We start from the raw sequence: 23,543 nt of genomic DNA, 5'->3' as shown, positions 1-23,543 counted from the left end.
GTTAGTTAGTTAGTTGTTAATAATCTTTACTATAAAATTAACGCACGATACTTTGCAGAACTTCGATATCGACTAAATTACTGACCGAGCTTTTTAATAAGCTTAATGTGCTGCTATCTACTAATTTATCATCGTCATCTAATACGATATAACCGTGATCTTTCATTGCTGTAATTAAGGTTGATTGTGCCTTTTTATCAATAAATTCAGGCGCATTGATGTCGTTTAGTACGGATAAACGTTGAGCGATAGCAACAACCTTTTCATTTAATTCAGACTTTTTAACCGGAGCTAATTGGCCAAGCAATGATGTTATTATGGCAAATCGTTGCATGGTTTCGTTAACACACTCTGCGATTAACCGTATTTTCGCTCTATTGTCATCGTCACTGCTTAATGACCAAGCCCCTGACTTGCTTTGTTTTACAATTCCCTTTTCAGCCAAGAACTGACAAACGGCGAGCACTTGGTGCTCTACGTCTTCTACTGATTGCCATAAAAATAAATCGGTCTGCAATAATGCGACTAAACGCTGAGTTTGACCGAGCAAACTATCTTGACTAATTTTTGCATTACGTTCTAATAAACGACACACCAATGACGGTAATATAAAGGTGTGAATAATATTATTGCGATAGTAGCGTAGCTCTAATATTGCGCTTTCGCTTAAAGAAATAATGTCACCAAAACTGTCTTGGTTAATGGTCACTTTATTCAATAATATGACATGCGCTAAAAGCTCTGCGCCGCTTTCATTTGGTATGGTTAACTCGGTGTGGTAAGGCGCAGCACGTTGTATATCGATGAAAAAATCAAGTTGACTTATTAACTCGGCTTTAGTCAGTGCTTTATTTTCTGTCGCATGTAAAATTAATGAAACTAAGGCAACGCCATTTAACGCGGCACATTGGTTGATTGAGGTCATAACTTTCTGTGCAAGCACGTTAACGCAGGGGTTTAACCATGTTGGCTTTTGTGGGTCAATAGGGTCTATTGCTTGTTTCCAGTCAGGAACCTGATTATTTAAAAACTGATTAATATTGATGGGTTCGCCAAAATTAACGTAGCCTTTACCGTAATTACGCAAATTGCGAATCGCTTTAATCACGCCAAATATCGATTCACCTTTCTTTTGGCTACCGCTCAATTCTTTGTGATAAGTACCCACTTCCATTACATGTTCATAACCCAAATAAACCGGCACTAAGGTTAACGGTCGGTCGATGCCTCTCAGCATACTTTGAATAGTCATCGCCAACATACCCGTTTTAGGTGAAAGTAAACGACCTGTTCGGCTTCGGCCACCTTCCGAGTAATATTTTACAGAATAACCACGTTCAAAAAGTAAGCTTAAATATTCACGAAAGATAGTCGAATAAAGTCTGTTGCCTTTAAAACTGCGGCGAATAAAAAAGGCACCTGCTTTCCTAAAAATAGGGCCCGCAGGCCAGAAATTTAAATTAATACCGGCAGCAATGCGCGGGGTTACTAAGCCTTGTTGAAAAATAACATAGGTCAGGAGTAAATAATCCATGTGACTGCGGTGGCAAGGTACGTAGATTATTTCATGACCTTCTTGCGCTAAGTTTCTTAACCGTTCAGCTTTATTAACTTCAATGCCGTTATACAGTCGATTCCATAGCCAACCGAGAATTCGTTCGCCGAAACGTACGGTAACATCACGATAATCGCCGGCAATTTCGTCCATAATTGCTAAAGCTTGTTTCTTCGCTTCTGCTTCAGTGATGTTTTTATTTTTCACTTCTTCACTGATCACCCGTTTTATAGCGGGATTAACCATCAAATTAGCGAACATCTGCTGGCGATGCATAAGCCTAGGCCCGGTGGCCGCAATAATTTGACGATGAAAATGAAAACGCGCAATACGCATTAGTTTCCGTGCACTGGCTTCATCACTGCCATGTTTATCTGCCATGTGGCGAAATGAAATAGCTTCACTAAAGCGCACCATGGTATGGCGACCTAAAAATAATACGATAAAAAACTTTCTTAACCAGGTCGGCGATTCTTGATCGGTTAGCAGCGCACCAACGTTGGTGTTGTTTTTCTCTTTTGTTGGGGTGCGTCCCCAAATAACATTGGCAGGAATTAGTTGAGCATCTAATTCTTCATTATTAGCGTGAGCATTAAGTAGTTCAAAGCCTTGTGCTATTGCCGTGGTTTTTTGCGGTTTTCGCCAATTAAATAAAGCCTTGGGTTTTTCTAAAAACAATAAACGAGAGAAGGTTTCGCCATCAACATTTACCGGCGCTAAGGGATCAGGTAAGTTAGCTTTTTTACAGGCGGTACGCAGCGATAAAACATCACTAGCTGATTGATGGCGCAGTACATAAAATACCGGCTGCTCAGTGGTCAATTGACCTGAATTAATTATTTCGTCGGCAACAACTTTGCAACGCACCAACAACTTTATCGGTAAACGTAATAATAAATAAAATAATTTACGAATGGCTAACATCATGTTTTACTCAGTTTTATTTGACTGTCGATTGTAATACCTAACATGAAACTCATCTCTTAATCCGTTTAGAGTTATTCTAGCTAGGTTCTCAACTTAATACTTTAATAGCTATTATACTCGTACTTCATTCTTGTTGGCGATGGGTAGTTTTTCGATGTTAATAATTAACTGTTAAAAACACGTAAACCAAGTACCATAATGAAATATAACGAAATAATTGAAGTGATGGCAAATCTTACTTGATTTAGTCAAAAGGAATTTTATGCAAAATAGCTCAAAATCACCCAAAATTGCTATATTTGTGGATGTACAAAATATTTATTACACCACACGGGATACTTTTCAACAGCAATTTAATTATCGCGCCTTTTGGCAGGAAATCAGCCAGCAGGGTGAAATTGTTTTGGCTAATGCTTATGCAATACAACGCAGTGATGATCAACAGCACAAATTTCAAAAAGCCTTAAAACACATTGGTTTCGATGTAAAACTCAAGCCTTTTATTCAGCGACGAGACGGCTCTGCAAAAGGCGATTGGGATGTGGGTATAGCGGTTGACGTTATGGAAGCAGCACCTGAAGTCGATATTGTTATCTTACTTTCTGGTGATGGTGACTTTGACTTATTACTCAGAAAAATTATGCAACGAGACGGTGTAAAAACTCATGTTTATGGCGTTACAGCTTTAACCGCACAGTCATTAATTAATGCCGCGACTGAATTCTTTCCTATCGATCGTAATCTATTGTTGTAGTGTATATTTTAGCTAGGTAAATTTCGATTTTTTGTCCATACTGAAAGAATACTTGTCTCGAATATGAAGAGTATTTTGTTATACAAGATGATTTTACTCACGACTTCAGCTAAATTTGTATTAACTGTTTTAGCTTAGTATCGTTCGAGCAAAATTGACTTAGCATTAATCATAAAAAAGGAATGATCATGTCAGTAGAAGCGCTATATAAAGTTATTTTATACCCATTTATCAATGAATCACTTGCTAGTTTAAAAGCAATGACAAACTTGGTTGGCGAAGCTGGAGAAGCTTTTGTAGATAACGTTGATGACTTTCGCTTTAAAGGCTATGCCGTATGCTCTGAAGTTACCGGTGGTTTAGATGGCGTAATCATGATGCATCATTACCCAGAAACCGCCGTTGCTATTGGTAATTCTGTTTGTGAACATATGTTTGAAGAAAAATATCAATTTACTGAAATAAATGAAGAGTTAAGTAATGCCCTAGCAGAATGGGGTAATACAATAGTGGGTCGCTCAACCGATTTACATGGCCGTTATAGTTTAGATTATAAATTTTCTAGTCCTTATTTTGTTCATAATGTTAATGACATGGAGAAATACTTAGCGGGTGTAACTGAAGTTATTACTGTGCCTATTTCTATAGATGGTGTTGGTCGTTATTATTTTAACTTGTTGATCCGTAATGTTGAATATCAATCGATAGGCATTAAGCGAGAAGCTAGCACGGGTATTAGTAACCCTTACACCACAGCATTACCACTAGAAAGTAAAATACTTTTAGTGGATGACAGCGGCATGATCCGCAAAGCTCTAAAACGTTACTTATCACAGTTGGGCTATAACAATGTTATTGAAGCCGACGACGGCGCGGTAGCAGTAACTATGGTGCAAGAACAAAATCCTGATTTTCTGTTTATGGATGTCGTGATGGGTGAATTGAATGGTGACTTAGCCTTAGCTAAAATTCGTGATAACGGCAGCAATGTACCCGTGGTCATGTTGTCTTCAGTAACCGACCAAACGTTAATTAAGAGCTGTGAAAGCCTGGGTATTTCTGGTTTTATTTTTAAACCAATTCAGGCCGATAATGGTGCGAAAATCATCAAAGATTACCTAAAAATAGCGTAAGCTTAAAACTCAAGTTTTCGATTTTAATGACTCTATTGAACGGTTAATAATAGTGTGATTTTACAAAATAAGGGGTAAGTTGTGGTGATGCGCAACTTACCCCTTATATATTATGTATGTCTGTTTAAGGCATAATAAATAAAGCTCTTTCCCTTTCTCTACGCTTAACTTGATGAGGGTTTACTTTTTTATTCACTTTATTCCACATTAAAATGGCATCAGCTGCTTCTGTTGGTAAATTATTGTTAATTTTTCTCAGTACTGTCGACTTATGAAAATTACCGCTTCCAATATTGTACGAGAGACAAACCATGGCACTAAACTGATTTTCAGTTATCGGTACTTTCACATGTCGGGTAACGTCTCTTTCAAAGCGATTTAAATCTTCTTTAAGCAACTTCTCAGCTTGTTTTTGCGATATTTTCATCCCTTTATGGACACCAGGCATATGGCCATAACCAATGAGAAAAGCACCCGAAAGGCCTTTATAAGCTTTGAGGCGCACGCCTTCAAATTCTTTAATAATATTAATGCAGGCTTGGTTTGTTTTAAAGATACTTGGGTCGCTTGTTTTTATCGAAGGGCTTCGATTCGATGGGCTAGACTGATCGGGCACTTTAGGTGTTTGACTACAAGCGCCAAGTAAAGCGATTAAGCCATAGAGAGCAAAATATTTAAATTTCATCATTTTTCCTTGAACTTAGTTTGCAAAAGCAAAATTACCATTAATGTGCATGGCGCGGGTTGAGCGATAATATTTCAGTTCTAATTTGCTCATGAATAATATGAATTCGACACTCGCCACTCGCCATTGTCTGAATTTTGAAACCGAGCAGATATAAACAAAGTTCAAATGAGCAATGACATATATCTTAATTAAAGCCGCTGTTATCGATTTAGCCAAATTTGTTTTATACCAATCTAGTTAATTAAGAGTGCTACTTTTTTATGAGGGTAAATGGATAACTACGGCGTTATACATTCTAACCATTAAAAATGAGCCGCTAATTAATTAGCTTGGTATGAGTATTCGAGGAATGGGTAAGCATGATAAGTGACCATTTTAGGAAGATAGCACATGTGATAAGTGTTTAACTTGGGCGTTAATCGTAGCTGAAAATATTAAGCCCGCCATAGCGGTTTATAAAGCCGTGAAAGAGGAACGGGTTTATTGACTACGACTAACAATGGCTTGTCAGCGTAATTGAATATTGCATTATTGAACGTCGTCTTCTTGTTCATCGTCATCGTCAATTATATCCGGAGTTACCGCGTCTACAACGTCGATAGCACCACCAACAACTGATGTAGTGACACCTACTGCAGTGGATACAACAGCAACCGCAATACAACCAGATAAGCTAACAAGCACAGAGAGCATAAAAATGCTTAGCGTAACTTTTTTCAATATGATGTTCCTAAACGAATAAATACAGAACTATTTAGAATACGCTAATTTATTGGCTAATCAACCGTTGTTTTACTGCCATATGAGGATGAAAAATATACTTATAGTTCAGTAAAGAAACTAAACAAAGCAAAGTTGTAAAACACAAACCAAAAAGAAGATTGTCGGTAATGAACTGTTTTTTATTTTTAAAGGGAAAAGAAGAAATGGGGTGGCTAAAGGGACTTGAACCCTCGACAACCGGAATCACAATCCTGATGTCGGTATAGGATTTACTTAGATTAAGCTGTATAACGTTAGAACCTAAGTTTGTTACTCATGTTATAACTTGGAATAAAACGTTATCAATTGGTTTGGTAAACTCACAGAATAGCACCAGATTACTTTATGGTAATTGCATTAGTCTTTCGCTTCGCCACACCCTGATTATTTGAATATTCGTATCGTTTAATACATAAACGATACGAAAGGGAGAGTGAATTAACTCTCTGATTGATGACATGGCAAACTCAGGCACCTGTCTGCCTATTTTAGGGTTAGCAGGTAATGTTTCAATATGAGCGATTATTGCAGAAATAAAACTCTCGCCAACAAGCGGTACTTGTTGCTCCGTGTAATATATTCTGATGTCCTCTAAATCATATATAGCAGATTCTGAAAACTCAATATTCACAATGTTAAACCAAGCCTTGCTTTAACATCGTTGAGACTAGATTTATTACCTTCTTTAATATCTAACATGCCTTTAGCTATCGCTTTAGTAAAAGCGAGTTCTTCAATCGCTTTTTCATAATCATCTAAGCCTTGAACGACAGCGATACCACGGCCACGACTTGTTATTAATATCGGTCGATGTGAATCTTTAGCATGATTAACTACCTTACCCGGATTGATTTTAAGATCTGATAATGGAATGACATCTTCTGAAAATTTTGATTGCATAATCTAGCCCTAATGGTCACTTAATGATACCAGTTTACAGCACCTGTTTGTTTTTATCTATAAATGAAATGGCCAACACGTCCTTTTATGGGCAGGGCTTAGCTACAGAAAGTGGTTCATTAAAACTCAGTGGTCATTACGCGATTACATCTAAAGTGTAATGATTTACTTACCTAAAATAATTTTCACTGGCAGAAGTATTAAATATTCGGCTGTAGTATGAACTAAAAAAAACTAAGGAAAATAATTAAATGAGTGACAATATTTCAAACGATGTCGTCATATCAAATGGCGCCATGAAAGGAGCAACTACAGGTGCTTCTATCGGTGCGAGATTTGGGCCACAGGGTATAGCAATTGGAGCAGCCATTGGCGGAATTGTTGGTTTTATATTTGATGATTAATTAAATATAAAATGCAGGCTAACTTTATTAGTTAGCCAATCCTTACAAACGGGCATGTTGGGCGTTTGGGCATGTATTTTATAATTATTTAAATATTGGAGAGGTCTATTTTTGCCACTTTGCTGTCCTAAATTAGTCCTCAAAATTAGGCAGATTTATGTTCCCTTAGATACGAAAGCGGACGATAGCCTTGGTATATCTAGCGACAAGTGATCCGACACAGCGGTCGTTAAGAATAATTACATTTTGAGCTACTTTTGGCAGTCAAAATACGTGAACCTTTTTCATCTTGATGGGCAGCTAAACAGTCAGGACTCCTTAAATTCTTGTATGGATTTTACTAGGAAATACCTACCGCATCAGGAACCAATTCATTAAAAGATTCACGCCTAGGGGGTAATGGGGTTATTTGCAATACCTATCTCGATTAGAGGTGTTGGGTTGTCGGCATCATATTAGTGCTGACGTCTCCACATTTGTATGTTACGCCATGGAATAATACAACTTCCTTGATTTTTATTTGAAATTACAAGTATTTTCAATCCATTATTTAAAGCATTTACACACTGTCTAGTGAAAGCGGGGAAGTCCAGTAATCACACTAATGCAAATAACAAAATACTCTTACAAACAGCCTAAAGTTTGTAAGAGTAAAGTATCGGTCTACTCCTCAAAGATATATCTGTAAATATACTTGTTCAATTTGCATGTTTATTCAGGTGAGCTAAGTATTCATTTACACAAGATGTGTTACCGAAAGAATTATCATTAGTAATATTTAATCCACTTAAAAACTCTATTTCATTACTAGATATTTGTTTTCTAATAGCTATATTCTTAGCATATTCATTCTTTACGGCCTTAGGTACATCTGGTACATCTAAGCCACGCTCCTCACGCTCTCTTTGAACCCAAGACGCAAGCGCTTGATAACTAATTTTTATCTCATTCTCCAAAGTTGGCAACAAAATTTCCATTGGTAAATTAGATTTTAGTGGCTCTCGCGAAATATTAGAAACAAAAGGGCCAACACCTCCTAGGTTATAGTTTTCTGCTCCCCAATATACGTACTTTACAGCCTCAACAATATGTTCAAGAGTCTCTTTATCTGCTCCACCTTTGCGGTAACTTGTTTTCGCGGCAGATATCGAACTAAGAACTAAGTGTTCTAGAGCGTAATAAGAAGCTCCCTGTATTAAAAGCTCTTTAGCAATCTCGTCCTTAGTTTTATTATCTGCAAAGGGATTTTGCACATATGCAACCATAGCCCACTTATCGCCTTTAACAGCTAATTCTCTCAACTCTGCAAGCGGTAACTCTTCATAAGAAACAATCAGGCTATTATTGGGGTAACCTGACTCCTCTACATAAGACGAATAAGGACTCTTAGCCCTTGATTCACCCTGTAAAATATTCCAATCATTTACTTGTGTTTTCGCATAAGCAAAATCTCTCTCATTTAGCTCTGTGTCAGCGATACACCAATCATCAGAATATTGCTTTTCTTTTGGCAAATTTCTAATTTTTTGATTTATTGATTGCGATATCAAAGCTTCTTCACTTCTACTTTCAATCAATATAGTAGAGGCACTCTCTTTAGTTAAGTTTGTTTTTGCTACAACAGATTCAGCAGAAAGAGTTTTGCTGTTATCAACCGTGCCTTCTATTTCGGCACATGATAAGCAATTTCCACTGAAATAGGTGTAGCAAATCAAAGAGAGTGCGGCTCCCCCTAAAAGCAACTTTTTGCTAAATTTTTTCATTAATCACCTTTAGCTAAATTAAGGGCAAGATGCTGTCTGAACTGCTTTTAGAACGCTACAAACATCCATCGCATTATTTGTTCGAGATTCAGCTATATCTTTACATTGATTATATTGATCAACAGATATAGTTCCATTAAAAATAGGTACTCCACCATTAACTGACACGCTACCTTGTCCGCTGCAAGTTGTAGATAGAAATGTCGAGTAGTAGGCACTAGCTACCCCTCTACAAGTCGTATACCTGATATCAACATCTTCTAGACAAATTTGACGAGGTGTTTTAGGCGGGTCAGTCGGTGTAGCACCATAGAGGAAGGTAGATTTTACAAAAAGGGAACTATACGGTGCATAATTGTATCCATTCATAAATAAAACCAACTTTCCTTGTCCTTTATAGCGTTATCTTTATATATTTTTATCTTTATTTTGTCAACATCCCAATATATTGATATAACTAGTTTTTTTCACAACATTCCTAATGTAATTGAAATGTTTGAACAAGTGCTATGTTTTAAATTTGATATAAATGGTGGAAATGTTCATGTCTTCATGTCAGTGCAGAAGGTTTACTTGTAATTAATGATATCAAGCAATTTTCGGGTGAGTTATAAAAAGCCATTAGTGCAGTATCGGCAGCATAACAACACGTCCTGAGATGGACAACTGTTACTTAGCTCTTTATTGCGGCGATTAATTACTGCTATAGGCTCTGAGCTGCTGTTAGTAACTCAAAAGCTAATTTCACCTAATGGCTAGCTGTTGACCTAAAGAACAATCACTAGATAACGTCAGCTAAGCGCACTCTCCTGACGTTTTCATCTTAGTCTATATTTCACTTTTCAATAAAAAACACAGGAAATGGACAGTAAATTCCCTAAACAGGCAAAGTTAATCAGTTCTGGTCGATGTTGAATATATGAGCTGGAAGTTGGATAGTCGTGTAAGCAATTAGACCTAATTAGCTTCAAATACTCACAGAATATGCACAGGAGCATTCATCAGAAAGTGCTAATTATAGTAAGGTATTGTCCAGAGGCTTTAATTTAAAAGGAAAGAATGGGGTGGCTAAAGGGACTTGAACCCTCGACAACCGGAATCACAATCCGGGGCTCTACCAACTGAGCTATAGCCACCACTGATATTACTTGAAGCGCCCAGTGATAAGGCGCGAGGAGTATATTGCATTTATGCGCTAATTGACAAGAAAAATATTTTGTTTTACTTCATTTTTTTAAATTAAACCTACCAAAGCTGAATTTATAATTCAGTGGGTAATGATTTAGCTATTTCAACTTCTCCTGTTAACTTGCTAATATGAGGTAAAGCTACTTATTTAAGTTGATTATTATGTCATTAGAAAAAATTTCTGCGCAAATTTCTGATTCTCAACAGGGCAATGCTAAGAAAATGCCACCGGTTGAATTATGGGATCCACCTTTTTGTGGTGATATCGATTTAGAAATAAAGTCGGATGGTAGTTGGTTTTACAACGGCACAGTATTTAAACGTTTGTCTTTGGTAAAGTTATTCGCCTCAGTGTTAAAAAAAGAAGAAGATAAATACTTTTTAGTAACTCCGGTTGAAAAGGTCGGTATTGTCGTCGAAGACGCACCTTTTGTTTTAACACAATGGCAATGGTTAGATGAGCAAAAGACTCAGATGCAAGTGACGACCAATTTAGATGACAGCTTTATCTTAAATACTGAACATCCATTAGAAATTACTGATGATGGCGGTTTATTTGTCACCGTTAGACGAAATTTACAGGCAAAGGTACATCGCAATGTTTATTATCAATGGGTAGATTTAGCCCGTGAAGATAACAATGGCAATGGCACTGAAATGGTATTTTTCAGCGCCGATTGTCGATTTAGTTTAGGTCAGCTAGAAGGTTAACTAAAAGTATTAAGCAGAAGCTTCACTTAGCATGCTATTACGCTCATTAGCATATTGGTGTAGCAGTTCGATATCTTTGCGAATATCGTCTACCATTTCTGCTTCTAGTTTCATTCGCTCGAAATCTAGTTTCATACGAGATTTTTTATCTAGCTTCTTCCGTGCAGCTAAAATTGGCATATGCTTTATGGCTTCATAAAACTTGAATATCGCTGGAAATTGCACATTTAGGTCTTGGCTTAACTTCAGTGAGTCAAGCAGAACGCTTAAGCGCCAACAACCTTCAGCAATATCGCATTGCTCTTCTTTCAATGCACGAACAATAATAACAACACTCGAAATTATTTTTTTATCATGCTGTTGCAATGCAAGTTGTTGATCGGCTTTTTGTTGCTCTTGCTCAAGTGTTTGTTGTTTCAATTGGCGTAACAGCTTGGTGGCTATTGCGGCTAATACGCCAATAATAACAAGGGCTAATAAAGCTAGATAAATCCAAGGGTTTGATAGCATTATCGATACCTATTCAAATTTTGATAAATCACTGTTATCAAACTTGTCCCATAGATCATCTTCAGAGTCCGATCTTTTAGCTGGCGCTACAATTTCTTCATCATCATCTAGACCTAATTCTTCACTGATTTTTTCATGCTGTTCCATTAGCGTATTAAAATAGTTAACGTCTTCTGGTGTTAGCGCGATGTCAGCATCTTGCTTTTCAAGTATTTCAAGCAATCTAGGGTCTTGTTCTATGCGACTTAATTGTGCTTCCAATGTCTCACCGGTTTCGACCACGCGAATGGCTGCTATAGGTGAGTTATCTTGAACCTTTTTAACGGGTTTAGCTTTAATCGGCGCAGCAACTTTTTTACCTAAATCAATTGGAGTTTTATTACCAATGCGAGGATCTTTGTTTTTAGGGGAGTTTTGATTATTGATGACTTTTGGTGTGGCTTCTTTTTGGCGATTTCCCGCTTCGTTACCATTCGCTTTTTTTGCTCTGCGAGGCTTCGGTTCTACTAATTTTTTTTTGTCATCTTTAAGGATGCCAATAGAGCCGGTGCCCGGCTTGCGTGATTTTTTCGTACGAGACATAGTAATAACTTAAAATAATGAACAATTAGGGCTATTTTACGACATTCCACGCTAAACAGCGATAGAAAGAAAAAAAGCGACGTTATTAACGTCGCTTTTGGAGAAATATGTGGCATATGCCAACATGTATAGTCCCGATTCTTAAGTGGCTGTCCTAGCCTTTTGTTACGATCCCTGTGAATTTTTTAATTTCCAATTTTATTGTTATTATTATTTCCGTGCGTAATTTTATTTTTTTCGGTCGTCCTGACGCTTTTTTAGGCTTTCCCTGATACCCTCTTGGGCAAAATACTGCAATACTCATCCTAAGCTTTAGTAAACAATCCATGTTTTAAATTATGTGCTGCGTCAATTAACGCTTATTGCTTTCCGTGCAAATATTATCCGTTTTGTGTAGTGCTACCTATGTAGCTGCCCCATACTTTACGTTAGTTTGATAAAGCATCAAGCTGTTTTTTTCGTTTATTTGTTGTACTAAAATCAAATTTTCAGCAAGTCTTTGTTTTTAAGTGTAATAATTATGTTAATAAATGTAATTTTATTTTTTTACGCTAAGTTCAAATGGTCAATGTCTTACAAAATTCTGAAAAACGAGTGCTATTTCAAACTCTTAATCGTCTAATTCATGTAACCAAGCGGCATGAGTTGGCGCTATTTTGGTTTTTGACCATTCCTCAACCATTAACGATGCTACCCGTTTAAGTTCGTCATATTGCGCTGTTGTGCCGGTATTTGCCGCCAATTCTAAGCGGTGACCATTTGGATCAAAGAAATAAATAGATTTAAATACACCATGATTAACCGGGCCTAAAATGTCTAAGCCAAGCGCTTGCAAATCGTTTTTTGCTGCAACTAAAGCGTCAACATCTTCAACTTCTAAGGCAATGTGTTGCACCCATTGTGGTGTGTTTTCATCGCGGCCCATTTCAGGAGAATTGGGGATCTCAAAAAATGCTAAAACATTGCCCATGCCAGCGTCTAAAAATATATGCATGTATGGATCTGGCGCTTTTGTTGATGGCACCTCATTTTCTGCAATAGCAACGGTGAGTTCCATGTTTAAATGTTTTTGATACCAATCAACGGTTTCTTTTGCATCTTTACATCGATAAGCCACATGGTGGATACGTTTCAAATTAATCATAATGTACTTACTTAAGTTAGAAGTTAAGCGAATCTCGGATAAGTTAATAATAAGTTAATTTTTACCATAACTCGATAATGCGCACTATAATAATGACGAGTATATTCGCTAAATGTTGTCAGTAATACGGTACGCATGAGTTTACAAGTATAGATTATTCGGTCGATATAATATCCTTCCAACGTTTCACTAATTTTTCATCGATGACTGTAAACGCTATGCCAGCTAGTGGTGAGTCAGTCACTGTTATTGTCGAGCTTAGTAACTGATCATCACGAAAGAAATGGCAAGCTAGCTCACTGTCAGCGGGGAGGTGATCAAATAGTGCTTGCAGTGATTGCTCTGTAACTTTGACTTTGTCTACGGCAATAAGAATATCGTTCACCGCTAAGCCTGCTTTTGCGGCAGGTGAGTTTTCTAGTACTTGGGTGATTGTTAAACCAAAGTTTTGTGCTTTATATTGCGCACCCAAGTAGGCGTGGTAATGCACTGCAGAAGTCGTTTCTACACTATTTAATTTTTTGAATTTTTGTTTTTGCAGTTCTACGCCATAACTTGCCAGCTCAGAGCTTAAATCTATGCGTTCGTTGCTGTATAAATAGTGCTTAAATGTTGATGAAATATCTTCGCCACAAAGCAGGTTAGCAATGTTGATAAAGTCTTCTTCACTGGTACCGATATTCGTGCGTCCGAAATGGATCCATAACTCTCGCATTAATGTGTCTAAACTATACTGGCCATTCGATTTACTGCGAATAGTTAAGTCTAGCCAAAGTGCAATTAAAGAGCCTTTAACGTAGTAACTTACAATGTTGTTAACGGCATCAGGACCTTGTTGATAAAACTTGGTCCAAGCGTCAAAGCTTGAAGCGGTTACGCTTTGTTTCAACTCACCTACACCTCGGTTTACTCGTGTGGCTGCTTTCGCTAATATGGCTAAATATTGTTCGAAATCAATCAAACCCGTGCGATAAAGTGAAAAGTCATCATAGTAAGACGTTATCCCTTCGAATGCCCACAATTGCTTAGTATAGCTTTCTTGCTTTAAATTGTAGGGCACAAATTCTTTCGGTTTTATTCGACAAACATTCCAAGCATGGAAATATTCATGTGAGCATAAGCTTAAGAAGGTTTTATAATCTTCAGAACGCTCCGTCGATGATTGTTGCGGGTTGGGTAAGTCAAAACGACTGGCCTGTAAAATGGTCGAGTTTTTGTGCTCTAAACCGCCAAAACCATTGGCAAGTAAATGGGTAATAAACCAGTACTCTTTAAAAGGCGCTTCACCAAATATACTTATGTGGTGTTGGCATAGCTTACTAATATCAGCTGCTAATCGTTCAGTATCTCCGTAATGCTTGCTGGTGAAAACTAAGTGATGTACCACGCCTTCGACAGTAAATTCTGTGCTGTCAAACTCACCTATCGCTACTGGGCAGTCGATTAGGTGTTGATAATTATCGGCAATGTATTGACCGAACTGATATTTTTCTGTGCCTTGCGCTCTTGGCAGTCCCGTCGCTACTCGCCATTGGTTATGTTCAGTTAACTTTGATGGTTGTATCGTTAGTTCACATGCCAACTCACTTAACTCTTGTACTTGCAGAAATGTTGAGCTGCCATTGAAAAAACCGCGCAGGCTATCTAAATAAGCGGTGCGTACTGATAAGTCAAAAGCAAATACTTGATAGCGTACCTGAACTTGTTCATCGCTTGCTTGTAATGTCCAAGTCTGTTTGTCTATTTTACTTAAGCTAATAGCTTGCTGATTGTTGTCATTGGCGCAAATTTCGGTAATGTTCTTGGCAAAGTCGCGGATCATATAACTGCCAGGTAACCAAGCAGGTAAAGTTAAGGTATAGCTTTGTCCAGGGGTACTTTCAAAAGATAATAAAACCTCAAATAAGTGACTATTTGGGTTGCAAGGAGATATTTGATATTGGATCATATTGGCGCACAAATGTTGACTAGATATTTGTGCTCCAATGTAGCAGAGTTAACTGAATAAAACAGCTTGAAAGTAAGCCTTAGCAGCGAACGTTCAGATTAAATTTAATTTAAAATAACGGTTTTATCTTTATTGATACAGATGCGTTGCTCGACATGCATTTTTACAGCATGGCACAAAGCTGTTGCTTCTAAATCGTGACCTAAATGTACCATTTGCTCAATGGTAAAAGCATGGTTGATAGGTTTAACTTCTTGAACGATGATTGGGCCTTCATCAAGGTCTGCTGTCACGTAATGTGCTGTTGCGCCAATAATTTTAACACCACGTTTATGAGCTTGATGATAAGGTTTTGCGCCTTTAAAGCTGGGTAAAAAAGAGTGGTGAATATTAATGGCTTGGCCACGTAAGCTGTTACACAGTTCATCCGATAATATTTGCATATAGCGAGCAAGTACCAGTAAATCACCATTATATTGCTGATAAATATCGAGTAAGGCTTGTTCTTGCTGTGCTTTATTTTCTTTATTCACCGGTAGATGATGAAATGGCACATTATGCCATTGTGCAAGCGCCTGGCAGTCTTGATGATTTGAAGTGATCGCAACGATATTCACGGGTAAAGCACCCGCTTTCCATTTTGTTAGCAATGAAACTAAGCAGTGATCATCTTTAGAAACAGCAATTACTACATTCGGGAAGTTATCTCTTTCTCGCAGGTGATAGTGCATATTTAAAGGTTTTGCTAGCAGCTCAATGGCTTGGCTAAACTCATCAAAACTGACGGTAAGCTCTCGGTCATCAAAAGCAATACGAGAAAAAAATGTATCAGTATAGGGATCACTGTATTGGCTAGTTTCAGTAATAAAAGCGCCGTGTTTGAATAAACTTTGGCTGACTTTTGCTAGCACGCCGGAAGTATCGGGGCACTGCCAAGTTAAAATGTAATGATGGGTTTTTGTCATATGAAAAAATTCTTTGGTTGTATGTCAGCAGTTTGGCACTTTAATGCCATTTTGATAAATACTTTTGTGCTATATATTAATGCCAATTCATGCAGGTTCGTTTTCATCGCTGAGTTTACTTTTGTTTTGAATATAAAGCGCCTCAACTTTTTCTCTAGCCCATGGAGTTTTTCTAAGAAATTTTAAGCTTGAGTTAATACTAGGATCATCGGTAAAACAACGAATTTTTATTTCCTTGCCAAGGTAAGGGAAACCAAAGTGTTCGACTAATTGTGTCACGATAACTTTTAACGTTAACCCGTGCAATGGGTTGTAGGGTTGATTATCCATATGTTCGGCCTTAGCAATTTTAAACGTTATTCTACCATGGCGAAGTTAAATAGTTAAAAAGCTAAAACAAAAAACGACGCTATTGCGTCGTTTTTTAGTGGTTAAGCTAAATTTAGCTTATTTTGTTCACTGCGTATTAACTAAAGTGAGCTTCTAAAGCTTCGCTGCCACCAATATTTTTTCCGTCGATAAATACTTGCGGTACAGTGTCTGAGTTAGTGATCGCTTTAAACATGGTTAAGTTAACATCTTTACCGACTTCTAATTCTTCAAATGTTAAGCCTTTTTCAGTTAACAATGCTTTTGCTTTTTTGCAATATGGGCAAGTTGGCTTGCTAAAAACGGTAATAGCTGATGTTTGACATGCTGACGGATTAATATGCTTTAACATAGTGTCGGCGTCAGAAACTTCAAACGGGTCGCCTGGTAAGTCAGGTTCGATAAACATTTTTTCAATGATGCCATTTTTAACTAGCATCGCATAACGCCAGCTACGTTTGCCAAAACCAATATCAGCTTTGTCTACTAACATGCCCATAGCATCAGTAAATTGACCGTTACCGTCAGGAATAAAACTAATATTGTCGGCGTCTTGATGCTCTGCCCAAGCGTTCATTACGAACGTGTCATTAACTGACATACAAATAATTTCATCAACGCCGTTTTTGAATAGCGTTGGTGCTAATTCGTTGTAGCGTGGTAAATGTGACGATGAACAAGTAGGTGTAAAAGCACCAGGTAATGAAAAAACTACGACAGTTTTATCGTTAAAAATTTCATCACTACTGCGCGTTGTCCACTCGTCGTTTGCTCTTAATGTGAAAGTAACATTAGGGACTTTTTGTTGCTCTTTATTTTCTAACATAATGGCTCCGTTTATAGTTTCTAAAATAGTGGTGTTGCTCGATATGTGGCTATTATCGAATAAGTTCTAATTTAAATAAAGTGATTAATATTGTACTTTATGATTGATAAAATCGATTGGCATCATTTTAGATAACACTTTTTATAAAATGTTTATCTTATCTTAAGAAGTTTTACTGCCAGTATCAACACTTCGGCCACCTTTGATTTAGCTGAGGATATGTCCTGATTTTGAAAATATTAACAAAACGAATGACTAGCTAAAGCGAGAAATAATTTCCTGTTTTATTACTGAGGTGGTAAATTAACTTTAATGAAGTTGTATATACAATCTAAGGGGGATGAATGTTAGACAGCTACACCTTAATTAAAGGCTCTGTGCCTTTGCTTATAAGCATGCCACACAATGGTGAAGAAATACCGGAAGATATTGCACAGGTTATGACAGCGAAAGGCCGTGAAGTTGCCGATACTGATTGGTATATGGATCGCTTGTATTCTTTTGCAAAAGCGCTTGGCGCTTATATATTAATTCCTAAATATAACCGTTATGTCATTGACTTAAACCGTGATCCTGATGGTGTTGATTTATATCCTGGTGCTAATAATACTGAGCTTTGTCCTACTACCGCATTTGATTTATCGCCTTTATATAAAGAGGGATGTGCGCCTACTGCTGAACAAATAACCGAACGTGTTAAAAACTATTGGCAGCCTTATCATCAGGCTCTAAAGTCGACCATGCAGGCAATTAAAGCCGAATTCGGTCAAGCCGTGTTGCTTGAGGCACATTCAATTCAATCACATGTGCCGAGATTTTTTCAAGGTCAATTACCTGATTTTAATTTTGGCAATGCTGACGGTAAAAGTTGTGCGGCTGAATTAATTTCAATCTTGGTCGGTTTAGATTACGCTCCTTATACTATGGTGTGTAATGGCCGATTTAAAGGTGGCTATATTACGCGCGCATTCGGCCAACCTGATAATGACTTTCATGCTATTCAGCTAGAACTTTCGCAGTTCACTTATATGAATGAGCAAGCCATGACATATAACGAAACTCTTGCTATGCAAGTTCAACCTAAACTTGAAGCGTTAGTGAAAGCACTGATAACTTTTGCTGCAACTTCAAATAAAAACGCTACGAATTAATGGTAGGTATTGATGAAACTTTTTGCTAAAAAAATATTATTAGCTGATGGCTGGGCGAGCGAGCAAACCTTGACCATTGAACACGGCGTTATTACCGATATTACCGCGGGTTATCTTGACGGCGCAGAGCGAGCAAATGGCGTGGTAATTCCGGGCATGGTGAATTGTCACTCTCATGCTTTTCAACGTGCTTTTGCTGGGTTCAGTGAGCAAGGCAGTGAAGGCCAAGACAGCTTTTGGACTTGGCGTAATATTATGTATAAATTTTTGGGGCAACTAACCTCAGAAGATGCGCAAGTCATTGCACAACAGCTCTATATTGAAATGTTGAAAATGGGCTATACCCGTGTTGCTGAGTTTCATTATTTGCATCATGATATTGACGGCCAAAACCATGAAAAACTGGCCACTATGGCAGAAGCTATTTTTGCAGCTGCCAAGCAATCAGGCATTGGTTTAACATTATTGCCGGTCTTGTATCGCTTTAGTGGTTTTGGCCCACAAGCCGCGACTGAAGGTCAGAAACGTTTCATTAATTCAGTTGAACAATTTAATGACTTAGTCAGTGATTGTTTTGAACTGGCGCAATTACAGCCTAATTGTAATGTGGGTATTGCACCGCATTCTTTGCGTGCAGTTGATAAAAGCTCATTGTTAGCGGCTGTTGAGCATGTTCGAGCACTTGATGCACAAGCCCCGATCCATATTCATATTGCGGAGCAGCAAAAAGAAGTCGATGACTGTTTAGCTCATTATGGCCAAAGACCTGTGCAATGGTTACTCGACAATGCCGATTTAGACCAATATTGGTGTTTAATTCACGCCACGCATATTGATGAAGCAGAGCGCAAGGGGATTATTGCTAGTCAAGCAATCGCCGGTATTTGCCCTACGACAGAAGCTAATTTAGGGGATGGTATATTCCCGACCAATGAATTCTTGATGGAAAATGGCACTTTTGCTATTGGTTCTGATAGCCACATTTCGGTCAACCCCATCGAAGAGTTACGCTGGCTTGAATATGCGCAACGTTTAAGTAAGCAGCAACGTGCAATGCTAGCCACTAGCAAACAAAAGTCTGTCGGGCTTAATTTGTGGCAAAAAGCTGCTGCCGGCGGGGCACAAAGTACCAATAGTAATACCGGTGCACTCGCTATTGGCAAGCAGGCTGATTTATTGGTTTTAGATGACAGCCATTTACGCTTATTTGCCCACGACGACCTTCATCTACTCGACAGCGTGATATTTGCTAGCCAGCGTAATCCGGTATTAGACGTAATGGTTAATGGACGTTGGGTGATTAGTGGAACAGCGCATGCTTTAGAGCAGGAAAGCGCAGATAATTTTGCACAATTATTAGCTAAGATTTCAGCTTAACGTATACGATTATCGCGTATAGACGATTAGTTATACCAAATGTAATAAGCTATTGACCAATTTTAAACCGCCTTAAAATGATCGATTATTTATTTCAATTGGTATTAGGAACCTAATCGTCTTGATTCTCTGCTAAGGCTCATCTGGTAGCAATTAAATTTACTACCATCTATTAATATCATCAATTACGATAATCTATTACTACAATAAATTACTATATTTGCTAATTGAGAGGCACACCTTAGTTAAATTATCTCGATGTAATTTTGGTGTTTGTTTTTTACTTTTACAGTATTGCTCGTTAAAGCTTTTTACTTTTTCACGACTGCTAGTGATTTCAGCGACGTATGCTTTTTCTTGGCTGTTAAATTGGCCAAAATCTTTCGCTAAGTCTTGATATATTTTATCTGACTTTAGGCGCACCTTGGTATCCGTAGCATCTGAAAAGTGACTCAGCACAAATTCTTTTTGTTCAAATACCCAGTTGTTAAGTTTTTCATTGGGATAAAAATGAAAATATATCGCACCAGCCACGATCAAGATCAATAATTTTTTCATACCTTGCCTTATAATCTTCGGGGCGCACAAATAACTAACAATTAATTGTTGTTATTGAAGCAACCACACATAGTATTATTGTTTTTGTAGACGAAATGTCATGTGAATAGCTCTAGAGTAATCAATTTTATACTAACAAAGCAATATTTTGCTATTTTATTGATGGGTAACAGCGGCTAATCCGTTATAATTATCTGGTATTACCGACATAAAGGATCCGCTTTGAAAACAAAAGATAAAGACATTAAAGTTAGTCAGCATATTCCGATTAAAAATGTTCAAATTCATCAACCCGCTAAAAGCGATGCCTATGCACCTCGCGATCAAATTTATGTCCGTAAAGTAAAAGGTGTATTTCAAAAGCTACGCCAAAAAATGAATTTTTTCTTTTTAGCCTTATTTGCTGTTTTACCTTGGTTGCAGTACGACGGGCATCAAGCTATTTTGTTTGATATTAGTGAACAACGCTTTACCTTGTGGAGTGTCACGCTTTGGCCACAAGATCTTACCTTGCTGGCATGGCTTTTTATTCTTAGTGCCTTTTTACTGTTCTTTATTACCACTTTCTTAGGGCGAGTTTGGTGTGGCTACCTTTGTCCACAAACCGTTTGGACTTTCATATTTATTTGGTTTGAAGAAAAAATAGAAGGTACAGCGAATCAGCGGAAAAAGCTCGATAGCCAAGCGATGAATATCAATAAATTTTGGCGTAAAGCACTAAAACACTTCTGTTGGGGCTTCTTTTCTATTTTAACGGCGCTTACTTTTGCGGGTTATTTTGCCCCGATGCGTGAAGTGTTTGTTGATTTTTTCACTTTTAATGCCTCATTTGCTTTAGCTGCAACGGTATGGTTTTTTGCTTTTTGTACTTATGGTAATGCGGGCTGGATGCGAGAAATTATGTGTTTGCACATGTGTCCATATGCTCGTTTTCAGTCAGCCATGTTTGATAAAGACACGTTAACCGTTTCTTACGATGCAAAACGTGGTGAAAATCGTGGACCACGGACCCGAAAAGATGTGCCAAAAGATGTAGGTTTAGGAGATTGTATCGATTGTAATCTCTGTGTGCAGGTATGCCCTACGGGTATCGATATTCGAAACGGCTTACAATATGAATGTATTAATTGTGGTGCCTGTGTGGATGCCTGTGATGATGTTATGGAGCGAATGCGATACGACAAAGGGTTAATTCGTTATACCACTGAGCATGAATTAGAAGGTAAAAAAGTACATCTTGTTCGGGGTAAACTCATTGGTTATGCTCTGGTATTGATTGTGATGACCAGTTCATTGGTTTTTGAAATGGCCAACAGATCGCCAGTATCATTGGACATTATTCGTGATAGAAATGAATTAGCAAAAGAAAACTTTAATGGTGATATTGAGAATGTATATACCTTGAAAATTCTTAATAAATCACAAAAAGACAACCGCTATCGCTTGTCAATCAAAGGTATTAATAATACTAAATGGCATGGCGAACAAGAAGTGCTTGTAAAAGCGGCTAAAGTGTATACTTTACCGATCAGTATTTCAGTTGACCCATACGAACTAGAAGGTTATATGACAGATATAAGTTTTGTTATTGAATTAGTATCAGACACGGATGAGGTTAAGCTTGAACATGAAAGCCGCTTCTTTAATAAACGCTAATGTCAGTCTTTGATTTTACTTCGCTATCGCCAGACCTAATTCTAGATGGCCTAGAAAGCACTGGCTTAACGGTTGATAGCGGCTTGCTGGCGTTAAATAGCTATGAAAATCGCGTTTATCAGTTTCATGATATGGATAAAACTAAATATGTGACCAAGTTTTATCGACCGCAACGCTGGACAGAAGCTCAAATTAGAGAAGAGCATAAGTTCTCGTTTGAATTAGACAAAAGCGAACTGCCGTTAGTGGCTCCGATGAAAATAGATGGTGAGTCTTTGTTTAATCATGAAGGTTATCACTTTGCTATATTTCCTTGCCGCGGTGGTCGTATTTTCGAAGTCGATAATTTAGACCAATTAGAGTGGATGGGCCGATTTTTAGGTCGTATTCATGCGGTTGCGGCTAAAAAAGACTTTAAAGAACGACCAACATTTACTAGTGAAGAAATGCTGCAGCAAGCACAACTTATTATTGAAAAGTCTAACTTTGTTCCCGCGAGTTTGACGCTGCCTTTTTTCACTATTTTAGAACAAGTGATCACCATCGCAAGCCAGCAGTACCAACCTAAGTCGCAGATTCGTTTACACGGCGATTGTCATGCTGGTAACATTTTATGGACGGATAAAGGACCACACTTTGTTGATCTTGATGATTGTCGCATGGGCCCTGCAGTTCAAGATATTTGGATGATGCTCAGTGGTGATCGTCAGCAGCAGTTATTGCAGTTAGATACCATATTAACGGGCTACGATGAATTTCATCGCTTTGAGACCAATCAATTGCCTTTAATTGAATCATTGCGTACTATGCGAGTAGTTAATTATATGGCATGGCTATGTAAACGTTGGCAAGATCCTGCTTTTCCTCATAACTTTCCGTGGTTTAATACTGAAAAATATTGGGAACAACAAATTTTGATGCTTAAAGAGCAAATGTCAGCATTGCAACAGCCTCCGTTGAGCTTATTACCTTATTAAGTATAAGTAAGTTCAGCAAAATTATTTTGATTTATTATTGATTAGGAATTTTAATTTTATGAAAAAATTAGTGAGCTTATTCGCTTTAATGTTATTACCAGTATTCGCATTCTCAGCAAATTATACTGAAGGCGAGCATTACACTAAAGTCAGTGAGGAAGTCACTGCGAAACAAGAAGTACGTGAGTTTTTCTCGTTTTATTGCCCTCATTGTTTTCAGTTTGAACCTTTTATGCAGAAGCTAAAAACATCAATACCAGAAAATGCTAAGTTCGAAATGAACCATGTCGACTTCTTACGTGCTGCTTCGCCTAAAGTACAACAAATGCTGAGTAAAGCCGTTGTTGTTGCTCATCAAATGGGCTTAGAGAAAAAAATGGTTGGTGCAATGTTTAATTACATTCACGTTCAAAAAGCGGTATTTACTTCTGAAAAAGATATTCGTAACGTATTTGTACTTAATGGTGCAGATGGTGAGCAATTCGATAAGTTAATGAAAAGCTTTGGTGTCGTAAGTAAAGCTAATGCGATGAAGAAACACCAAGACTACTTTTCTGGCAAAGGCGCTTTAACGGGTGTACCAGCAGTTATTGTTAACGGCAAGTACCGCGTAGATGCTCAAGGTTTAGATAGAAATAATTTTGAACAAGATTACATTAATCTTGTAAATCACTTATTAACCTTAAAATAAGCGA

Annotated in this window: 23 protein-coding genes and 1 tRNA gene; 9 read left to right on the top strand and 15 right to left on the bottom strand. The window is 37.7% G+C overall.

Going from position 1 to position 23,543, the window contains the following annotated elements; translation table 11 throughout:
- Positions 1-37: 37 nt before the first annotated feature.
- Complete coding sequence (gene plsB / locus A3Q33_RS07150; protein WP_231295799.1) at positions 38-2,482, bottom strand: glycerol-3-phosphate 1-O-acyltransferase PlsB; 2,445 nt, start codon at positions 2,480-2,482, stop codon at positions 38-40.
- 262 nt (positions 2,483-2,744) lie between these two features.
- Here plsB and A3Q33_RS07145 point away from each other — a divergent pair, with 262 nt between their 5' ends.
- Positions 2,745-3,236: an NYN domain-containing protein gene (locus A3Q33_RS07145; RefSeq protein WP_081179360.1), complete on the top strand. Its 492-nt coding sequence runs from the start codon at positions 2,745-2,747 to the stop codon at positions 3,234-3,236.
- 188 nt (positions 3,237-3,424) lie between these two features.
- Positions 3,425-4,369 carry a response regulator gene (locus tag A3Q33_RS07140; protein WP_081179359.1) on the top strand — a complete coding sequence of 315 codons (945 nt, stop codon included), beginning with the start codon at positions 3,425-3,427 and terminating at the stop codon, positions 4,367-4,369.
- Between the two features lie 124 nt (positions 4,370-4,493).
- On the opposite strand, the gene A3Q33_RS07135 is transcribed toward A3Q33_RS07140, so the two are convergent.
- From A3Q33_RS07135 to A3Q33_RS07120, 4 genes are all read right to left on the bottom strand, one after another.
- Positions 4,494-5,054 carry a lysozyme gene (locus tag A3Q33_RS07135; protein WP_081179358.1) on the bottom strand — a complete coding sequence of 187 codons (561 nt, stop codon included), beginning with the start codon at positions 5,052-5,054 and terminating at the stop codon, positions 4,494-4,496.
- Positions 5,055-5,585: 531 nt separating this feature from the next.
- Positions 5,586-5,777, bottom strand: a complete 192-nt coding sequence (locus A3Q33_RS07130; RefSeq protein ID WP_081179357.1) for an NF038104 family lipoprotein — start codon at positions 5,775-5,777, stop codon at positions 5,586-5,588.
- Between the two features lie 385 nt (positions 5,778-6,162).
- On the bottom strand, positions 6,163-6,450 hold the full coding sequence (locus A3Q33_RS07125) for a type II toxin-antitoxin system RelE/ParE family toxin (protein WP_081179356.1): 288 nt from the start codon (positions 6,448-6,450) through the stop codon (positions 6,163-6,165).
- The gene (locus A3Q33_RS07120) at positions 6,447-6,719 is read right to left on the bottom strand and encodes a type II toxin-antitoxin system Phd/YefM family antitoxin (RefSeq protein WP_081179355.1); all 273 of its coding nucleotides are present in this window, start codon (positions 6,717-6,719) and stop codon (positions 6,447-6,449) included. Before A3Q33_RS07120 ends, A3Q33_RS07125 begins: the two co-directional genes overlap by 4 nt.
- A gap of 251 nt (positions 6,720-6,970) precedes the next feature.
- Here A3Q33_RS07120 and A3Q33_RS20725 point away from each other — a divergent pair, with 251 nt between their 5' ends.
- Positions 6,971-7,123, top strand: a complete 153-nt coding sequence (locus A3Q33_RS20725; RefSeq protein ID WP_196798064.1) for a YMGG-like glycine zipper-containing protein — start codon at positions 6,971-6,973, stop codon at positions 7,121-7,123.
- A 698-nt stretch (positions 7,124-7,821) separates the two neighbouring features.
- Here A3Q33_RS20725 and A3Q33_RS07115 read toward each other — a convergent pair.
- Positions 7,822-8,886: a hypothetical protein gene (locus A3Q33_RS07115; protein ID WP_081179354.1), complete on the bottom strand. Its 1,065-nt coding sequence runs from the start codon at positions 8,884-8,886 to the stop codon at positions 7,822-7,824.
- Positions 8,887-9,946: 1,060 nt separating this feature from the next.
- Positions 9,947-10,022: transfer RNA gene (locus A3Q33_RS07105), tRNA-His, on the bottom strand.
- A 214-nt stretch (positions 10,023-10,236) separates the two neighbouring features.
- Between A3Q33_RS07105 and A3Q33_RS07100 the strand changes: the two genes are divergently transcribed.
- On the top strand, positions 10,237-10,785 hold the full coding sequence (locus A3Q33_RS07100) for a DUF1285 domain-containing protein (protein ID WP_081179352.1): 549 nt from the start codon (positions 10,237-10,239) through the stop codon (positions 10,783-10,785).
- Between the two features lie 9 nt (positions 10,786-10,794).
- Here the strand turns inward: A3Q33_RS07100 and A3Q33_RS07095 are convergent, their stop codons facing one another.
- The 7 genes from A3Q33_RS07095 to A3Q33_RS07065 all read right to left on the bottom strand — a co-directional run bounded on the left by A3Q33_RS07095 (position 10,795) and on the right by A3Q33_RS07065 (position 17,129).
- Positions 10,795-11,295, bottom strand: coding sequence for a DUF2489 domain-containing protein (locus tag A3Q33_RS07095; protein ID WP_081179351.1), 501 nt, complete (start codon positions 11,293-11,295; stop codon positions 10,795-10,797).
- Between the two features lie 9 nt (positions 11,296-11,304).
- On the bottom strand, positions 11,305-11,877 hold the full coding sequence (gene yihI / locus A3Q33_RS07090; protein ID WP_081179350.1) for a Der GTPase-activating protein YihI: 573 nt from the start codon (positions 11,875-11,877) through the stop codon (positions 11,305-11,307).
- Between the two features lie 610 nt (positions 11,878-12,487).
- A complete protein-coding gene (locus tag A3Q33_RS07085; RefSeq protein WP_081179349.1) occupies positions 12,488-13,021 on the bottom strand; it encodes a VOC family protein in 534 nt (177 codons plus the stop codon).
- A 154-nt stretch (positions 13,022-13,175) separates the two neighbouring features.
- Complete coding sequence (locus A3Q33_RS07080) at positions 13,176-14,969, bottom strand: M61 family metallopeptidase (protein ID WP_081179348.1); 1,794 nt, start codon at positions 14,967-14,969, stop codon at positions 13,176-13,178.
- A 104-nt stretch (positions 14,970-15,073) separates the two neighbouring features.
- Positions 15,074-15,934, bottom strand: coding sequence for a formyltetrahydrofolate deformylase (gene purU / locus A3Q33_RS07075; RefSeq protein WP_081179347.1), 861 nt, complete (start codon positions 15,932-15,934; stop codon positions 15,074-15,076).
- Between the two features lie 87 nt (positions 15,935-16,021).
- A complete protein-coding gene (locus A3Q33_RS07070) occupies positions 16,022-16,264 on the bottom strand; it encodes a VF530 family protein (protein WP_081179346.1) in 243 nt (80 codons plus the stop codon).
- A gap of 136 nt (positions 16,265-16,400) precedes the next feature.
- On the bottom strand, positions 16,401-17,129 hold the full coding sequence (locus tag A3Q33_RS07065; RefSeq protein ID WP_081179345.1) for a glutathione peroxidase: 729 nt from the start codon (positions 17,127-17,129) through the stop codon (positions 16,401-16,403).
- A 344-nt stretch (positions 17,130-17,473) separates the two neighbouring features.
- On the opposite strand from A3Q33_RS07065, the gene hutG reads away from it, so the two are divergent.
- Together hutG and A3Q33_RS07055 are read left to right on the top strand one after the other, a co-directional pair.
- The gene (hutG, locus tag A3Q33_RS07060; RefSeq protein WP_081179344.1) at positions 17,474-18,280 is read left to right on the top strand and encodes an N-formylglutamate deformylase; all 807 of its coding nucleotides are present in this window, start codon (positions 17,474-17,476) and stop codon (positions 18,278-18,280) included.
- Positions 18,281-18,292: 12 nt separating this feature from the next.
- Positions 18,293-19,657, top strand: a complete 1,365-nt coding sequence (locus A3Q33_RS07055; RefSeq protein ID WP_081179343.1) for a formimidoylglutamate deiminase — start codon at positions 18,293-18,295, stop codon at positions 19,655-19,657.
- Between the two features lie 201 nt (positions 19,658-19,858).
- Here the strand turns inward: A3Q33_RS07055 and A3Q33_RS07050 are convergent, their stop codons facing one another.
- Positions 19,859-20,215 (bottom strand): hypothetical protein, encoded by a 357-nt coding sequence (locus A3Q33_RS07050; RefSeq protein WP_081179342.1) that lies wholly within the window; start codon positions 20,213-20,215, stop codon positions 19,859-19,861.
- Between the two features lie 222 nt (positions 20,216-20,437).
- Between A3Q33_RS07050 and ccoG the strand changes: the two genes are divergently transcribed.
- From ccoG to A3Q33_RS07035, 3 genes are read left to right on the top strand one after another with little or no spacing between them, the layout of a single operon-like run.
- The gene (ccoG, locus tag A3Q33_RS07045; protein ID WP_081179341.1) at positions 20,438-21,871 is read left to right on the top strand and encodes a cytochrome c oxidase accessory protein CcoG; all 1,434 of its coding nucleotides are present in this window, start codon (positions 20,438-20,440) and stop codon (positions 21,869-21,871) included.
- A complete protein-coding gene (locus A3Q33_RS07040; protein WP_081179340.1) occupies positions 21,871-22,848 on the top strand; it encodes a serine/threonine protein kinase in 978 nt (325 codons plus the stop codon). The genes ccoG and A3Q33_RS07040 overlap by 1 nt, the downstream gene beginning before the upstream one ends.
- Positions 22,849-22,906: 58 nt before the next feature.
- The gene (locus tag A3Q33_RS07035) at positions 22,907-23,539 is read left to right on the top strand and encodes a thiol:disulfide interchange protein DsbA/DsbL (protein ID WP_081179339.1); all 633 of its coding nucleotides are present in this window, start codon (positions 22,907-22,909) and stop codon (positions 23,537-23,539) included.
- Positions 23,540-23,543 lie beyond the last annotated feature (4 nt).

The organism is Colwellia sp. PAMC 21821, assembly GCF_002077175.1.
GTDB lineage: Bacteria > Pseudomonadota > Gammaproteobacteria > Enterobacterales > Alteromonadaceae > Cognaticolwellia.
The sequence above is the reverse complement of the archived record's forward strand: the minus strand, read 5'-3'. Positions and strand labels throughout refer to the sequence as shown.

Excerpts from the sequence above, each read along its gene's own strand:
- A3Q33_RS07140 (WP_081179359.1), top strand. The coding sequence starts at position 3,425 with ATGTCAGTAGAAGCGCTATATAAAGTTATTTTATACCCATTTATCAAT.
- A3Q33_RS07095 (WP_081179351.1), bottom strand. The coding sequence starts at position 11,295 with ATGCTATCAAACCCTTGGATTTATCTAGCTTTATTAGCCCTTGTTATT.
- A3Q33_RS07120 (WP_081179355.1), bottom strand. The coding sequence starts at position 6,719 with ATGCAATCAAAATTTTCAGAAGATGTCATTCCATTATCAGATCTTAAA.
- A3Q33_RS07100 (WP_081179352.1), top strand. The coding sequence starts at position 10,237 with ATGTCATTAGAAAAAATTTCTGCGCAAATTTCTGATTCTCAACAGGGC.
- A3Q33_RS07065 (WP_081179345.1), bottom strand. The coding sequence starts at position 17,129 with ATGTTAGAAAATAAAGAGCAACAAAAAGTCCCTAATGTTACTTTCACA.
- A3Q33_RS07035 (WP_081179339.1), top strand. The coding sequence starts at position 22,907 with ATGAAAAAATTAGTGAGCTTATTCGCTTTAATGTTATTACCAGTATTC.
- A3Q33_RS07050 (WP_081179342.1), bottom strand. The coding sequence starts at position 20,215 with ATGAAAAAATTATTGATCTTGATCGTGGCTGGTGCGATATATTTTCAT.
- plsB (WP_231295799.1), bottom strand. The coding sequence starts at position 2,482 with ATGATGTTAGCCATTCGTAAATTATTTTATTTATTATTACGTTTACCG.
- A3Q33_RS07115 (WP_081179354.1), bottom strand. The coding sequence starts at position 8,886 with ATGAAAAAATTTAGCAAAAAGTTGCTTTTAGGGGGAGCCGCACTCTCT.
- A3Q33_RS07080 (WP_081179348.1), bottom strand. The coding sequence starts at position 14,969 with ATGATCCAATATCAAATATCTCCTTGCAACCCAAATAGTCACTTATTT.
- hutG (WP_081179344.1), top strand. The coding sequence starts at position 17,474 with ATGTTAGACAGCTACACCTTAATTAAAGGCTCTGTGCCTTTGCTTATA.
- A3Q33_RS07145 (WP_081179360.1), top strand. The coding sequence starts at position 2,745 with ATGCAAAATAGCTCAAAATCACCCAAAATTGCTATATTTGTGGATGTA.
- purU (WP_081179347.1), bottom strand. The coding sequence starts at position 15,934 with ATGACAAAAACCCATCATTACATTTTAACTTGGCAGTGCCCCGATACT.
- A3Q33_RS07070 (WP_081179346.1), bottom strand. The coding sequence starts at position 16,264 with ATGGATAATCAACCCTACAACCCATTGCACGGGTTAACGTTAAAAGTT.
- A3Q33_RS20725 (WP_196798064.1), top strand. The coding sequence starts at position 6,971 with ATGAGTGACAATATTTCAAACGATGTCGTCATATCAAATGGCGCCATG.
- A3Q33_RS07135 (WP_081179358.1), bottom strand. The coding sequence starts at position 5,054 with ATGAAATTTAAATATTTTGCTCTCTATGGCTTAATCGCTTTACTTGGC.
- yihI (WP_081179350.1), bottom strand. The coding sequence starts at position 11,877 with ATGTCTCGTACGAAAAAATCACGCAAGCCGGGCACCGGCTCTATTGGC.
- A3Q33_RS07040 (WP_081179340.1), top strand. The coding sequence starts at position 21,871 with ATGTCAGTCTTTGATTTTACTTCGCTATCGCCAGACCTAATTCTAGAT.
- A3Q33_RS07085 (WP_081179349.1), bottom strand. The coding sequence starts at position 13,021 with ATGATTAATTTGAAACGTATCCACCATGTGGCTTATCGATGTAAAGAT.
- A3Q33_RS07055 (WP_081179343.1), top strand. The coding sequence starts at position 18,293 with ATGAAACTTTTTGCTAAAAAAATATTATTAGCTGATGGCTGGGCGAGC.